This is a genomic window from Sphingopyxis sp. (assembly GCF_050725615.1).
Classification (GTDB): Bacteria; Pseudomonadota; Alphaproteobacteria; order Sphingomonadales; family Sphingomonadaceae; genus Sphingopyxis.
In genome coordinates this window covers 1-3,940 of sequence record NZ_JBOHHU010000155.1, presented here as the reverse complement: position 1 = coordinate 3,940, position 3,940 = coordinate 1, and the positions used below count along the sequence as shown (strand labels likewise).

Here is a 3,940-nt window from a genome sequence, read left to right as displayed (position 1 = left end):
ACGGGAGGTCATACGCAGCGCTCGACTGTCTGTGCCCCTCCACCATCTTCGATGGTCCCCCTCCCCGTGCCGGGGAGGATCGTTAGCCTTGCCAAATCCGCATGCTTTGCCCACATCGCGGAGCATGACCGCTCTCAATCCGCCGCAAGCACAGCCGCCCCTCAGGGCCGCCATCGTCCCCGTCACCGCCTTTCAGCAGAATTGCACCTTGCTGTGGTGTACCGAGACCAACAAGGGCGCCTTCGTCGATCCCGGCGGCGACCTCGACAAATTGCGCGAGGCGGTGCGGCAGACGGGGGTCGAGGTCGAGAAGGTCCTCGTCACCCATGGCCATATGGACCATTGCGGGCAGGCGGGCGTGCTGGCCCGGGAACTTGGCGTGCCGATCGAGGGGCCGCATGAGGACGACCGCTTCTGGATCGAGGGTCTCGCCACCGCCGGCGAGCGTTTCGGCATGGAGGGCCAGCCGTTCGAGCCCGACCGCTGGCTGGTCGATGGCGACACGGTGACCGTCGGCAATCTGACGATCGACGTCATCCATTGCCCCGGGCACACGCCGGGGCATGTCGTGTTCTACCACAAGCCGTCGAAGCTCGCGATCGTCGGCGACGTGCTGTTCCAGGGATCGATCGGGCGCACCGATTTCCCGCGCGGCAATCACCAGCAATTGCTCGATTCGATCACGCAGAAATTATGGCCGCTCGGCGGCGACACCGTCTTCCTGCCCGGGCATGGCGCGCACAGCAATTTCGCCGCCGAACGGCGGACGAATCCCTATGTCAGCGACATGGCGATGGGGGCGTAACCCCCCTCCCGCTGGCGGGAGGGGAGGGACATGTCATTTCGGCGCGACGACCACCGTCTCTTCGACCGTGGTCGCGGTCACGCCCATCGGGGTCATATAGACCGCCGCCACCGCCGTGATCGCGAGGCCGAGCTGGACCAGCATCGTGATGATGGTGCCCGCCATGCGCGCCCACATCATGCCGTCCATGCCCAGCGGGTGCAGGACGCGCCCGATCAGATAGAGCGACCCCGCGGCCCACAGCCATACCGACGAGCCGAGCCCCAGCTCGACCAGCGCGAGCAGGATCAGCACGAAGGCGGTGTTTTCGACAAAATTGCTGTGCGCGCGCATGCGGCGCGTGACGCGTTCGTTGCCGCCGTCGCCGACCCACACTTTTTCCTGCCCGCGCACGCGCCCGACGCGCATCGACAGCCACAGGTTGATCAGCGCCGTCCCGGCGGCGATCGTCAGGCTGATCGGCAAGATTATCATATCGCTTCCCCCATATCATTGGCCGGGACGCTCGCCCGGCGGTGCGCGAGATGTGGCATTCCCGCCGCATCGGGGCAAGCGCCGTCGAAAGACCCGCTCGGGGGTTGCCTTTGCGGGCGAAAACGCTATAGCCCCGCCCGATCCGGCACCCGACACCAATTGGCGTTGAGGCACCCTTCGGCGGAAGATTTTCTTGTCATTTCAAGGCAAGAGCAGCTTCGGCGCGGCGGGCGGGCCAGCCATTCCCGGCGACGGGGGTGACAAATCCGGGTGTGTCGATTCGTATAAACATTTGAATAAGCAGGAATTATCATGGCCGTTCCCAAGCGAAAAACCTCGCCCTCGAAGCGCGGCATGCGTCGCAGCCACGACAGCCTGAAGGTCGAAGCCTATCAGGAATGCCCGAACTGCGGCGAGCTCAAGCGCCCGCACAACCTCTGCAACGCCTGTGGCCACTATAATGGCCGCGAAGTGATGTCGGTCGGCGCATAAGCATTAGCCGGAGGGCGTTACCATGGCACTGACACCGCGAATCGCGATCGATGCGATGGGCGGTGACGTCGGCGTGCGCATGATGCTCGCCGGTGCCGCGATGGCGCGCCACCAGCACGACGGGCTGCGGTTCCTGCTCGTCGGTGACGAGGTGCAGATCAAGGCGGCGCTCGAAAACCACCCGAATCTGCGCGCGGCGTCGGACATCATCCACACCGATGGCGTGGTGTCGGGTTCGGACAAGCCGAGCCAGGCGCTGCGCAAGGCGAAAAGCACCTCGATGGGGCTGGCGATCGACGCGGTGAAGCGCGGCGATGCTGGCGGCGCGGTGTCGGCGGGGAACACCGGCGCGCTGATGGCGATGGCGAAGCTGGCGCTGCGGACGATGCCGGGGATCGACCGGCCGGCGCTCGCGGCGCTGCTGCCGACGCTGGGCGAGAATGACGTCGTCATGCTTGACCTCGGCGCCAATACCGATTGCGACGCCAACAACCTGATCCAGTTCGCCGTGATGGGCGCGGCCTATGCGCGCACCGCCATGGGGCTCGAAAAGCCGCGCGTCGCGCTGCTCAATATCGGCACCGAGGAACTGAAGGGCACCGACGAGATTCGCGATGCTGCGGCGCGGCTGCGCGAAGCACACGGCTTGCCGATGGAATTCACCGGCTTCATCGAAGGTGACAAATTGTCTCGTGGCGATGTTGATGTCATCGTCCATGACGGTTTTTCGGGCAATATCGCGCTCAAGACGATCGAGGGGACGGCGCGCTTCGTCACCGACCTGTTGCGCCGCGCCTTCACCAGCTCGACGCGTTCGAAGATCGGTTTCCTGATCTCGCGCCCTGCGACCGAATTGCTCAAGCATCACCTCGACCCCAATAATCACAATGGCGCAGTGTTCCTGGGCCTCAATGGCGTCGTGCTCAAAAGCCATGGCAGCGCCGATGCGAAGGGGGTCGCGAACTGCGTCCACCTTTGCGCCGAGCTGATCGAGAAGGATATCACGCGTCAGGTGACCGAGGATCTCGCGAATTTCCGCAGCGGCGACGCCGCATGACGCTGCGCGCGATTCTCGCCGGCACCGGCTCCGCCTTGCCGCGCACCCGCGTATCGAACGCCGAACTGGCGGAGCGCGTCGACACCAGCGACGACTGGATCGTCGAGCGCACCGGCATCCGCTTTCGCCACATCGCCGAACCCGACGAGACGACCGCGACGCTGGGCGCGCTGGCCGCGCAAGAAGCGCTGGCGGCGGCCGGGCTCGAGGCGTCGGATATCGGCCTGATCATCGTCGCGACCGCGACCCCCGACAACACCTTTCCGGCGAGCGCGACCAAGGTGCAGGCGATCCTCGGCGCGCCCGATTGCATCGCCTTCGACGTCGCGGCGGTCTGCTCGGGCTTTCTTTATGCCGTGTCGGTCGCCGACTCGATGCTGCGCACCGGCGCCGCCAGGCACGCGCTGGTGATCGGCAGCGAAACCTTCAGCCGTATCCTCGACTGGGAAGATCGTACCACCTGCGTCCTGTTCGGAGACGGGGCAGGGGCGATCGTGCTTTCGGCCGAAGAGGTCGAGGACGATCGCGGTATCCTTGCGACCCGGCTCCATGCCGAGGGCAAATATTGCGACATGCTCTATGTCGACGGTGGCCCCTCGACCACCGGCACTGTCGGCCATGTCCGCATGCAGGGCCGCGAAGTGTTCCGCCATGCCGTCACCAACCTCGCGTCGGTGCTCGGCGAAGTGATGGCCGACGTCGGCCTGTCGGCGGACCAGATCGACTGGGTCGTGCCGCACCAGGCGAACAAGCGGATCATCGATGCGACCGCGAAAAAGCTGGGTTTGCCCGCCGAACGCGTCGTGCTGACCGTCGACCAGCACGCCAATACGTCGGCGGCTTCGGTGCCGCTGGCGCTCGACCTCGCGGTGCGCGACGGGCGCATCAAGCGCGGCGACCTGGTCGTGCTCGAGGCGATGGGCGGCGGCTTCACCTGGGGCGCGGCGGTCCTCAGGGTCTGAGTTTCCCCCCTCCCGCAAGCGGGAGGGGCAGCGAGACTTGGGAACTTGTTTCCTGGTCGCAGCGGGGTGGGCTTCGGCGGTCTCAAACGCTCGCTTCGCTCGCGCCCACCCGCGTTCAGAGGCACGTGACTCTGAGCGCCCCCTCCCGCC

5 protein-coding genes are annotated in these 3,940 nt (G+C 66.0%); 4 read left to right on the top strand and 1 reads right to left on the bottom strand.

The features are described 5' to 3' along the window. Positions 1-124: 124 nt before the first annotated feature. On the top strand, positions 125-805 hold the full coding sequence (locus tag ACREB7_RS20715; protein ID WP_431594145.1) for an MBL fold metallo-hydrolase: 681 nt from the start codon (positions 125-127) through the stop codon (positions 803-805). Positions 806-838: 33 nt separating this feature from the next. On the opposite strand, the gene ACREB7_RS20710 is transcribed toward ACREB7_RS20715, so the two are convergent. Next, positions 839-1,279 carry an MAPEG family protein gene (locus tag ACREB7_RS20710; protein ID WP_431594144.1) on the bottom strand — a complete coding sequence of 147 codons (441 nt, stop codon included), beginning with the start codon at positions 1,277-1,279 and terminating at the stop codon, positions 839-841. A 312-nt stretch (positions 1,280-1,591) separates the two neighbouring features. Between ACREB7_RS20710 and rpmF the strand changes: the two genes are divergently transcribed. Genes rpmF through ACREB7_RS20695 form a run of 3 tightly spaced genes read left to right on the top strand, consistent with a single transcriptional unit; the run spans position 1,592 to position 3,790 of the window. Beyond that, on the top strand, positions 1,592-1,771 hold the full coding sequence (gene rpmF / locus ACREB7_RS20705; protein WP_077147026.1) for a 50S ribosomal protein L32: 180 nt from the start codon (positions 1,592-1,594) through the stop codon (positions 1,769-1,771). Positions 1,772-1,793: 22 nt separating this feature from the next. Further along, positions 1,794-2,828: a phosphate acyltransferase PlsX gene (plsX, locus tag ACREB7_RS20700; RefSeq protein WP_431594143.1), complete on the top strand. Its 1,035-nt coding sequence runs from the start codon at positions 1,794-1,796 to the stop codon at positions 2,826-2,828. Further along, positions 2,825-3,790: a beta-ketoacyl-ACP synthase III gene (locus ACREB7_RS20695; protein WP_431594142.1), complete on the top strand. Its 966-nt coding sequence runs from the start codon at positions 2,825-2,827 to the stop codon at positions 3,788-3,790. Before plsX ends, ACREB7_RS20695 begins: the two co-directional genes overlap by 4 nt. Positions 3,791-3,940: the final 150 nt, after the last annotated feature.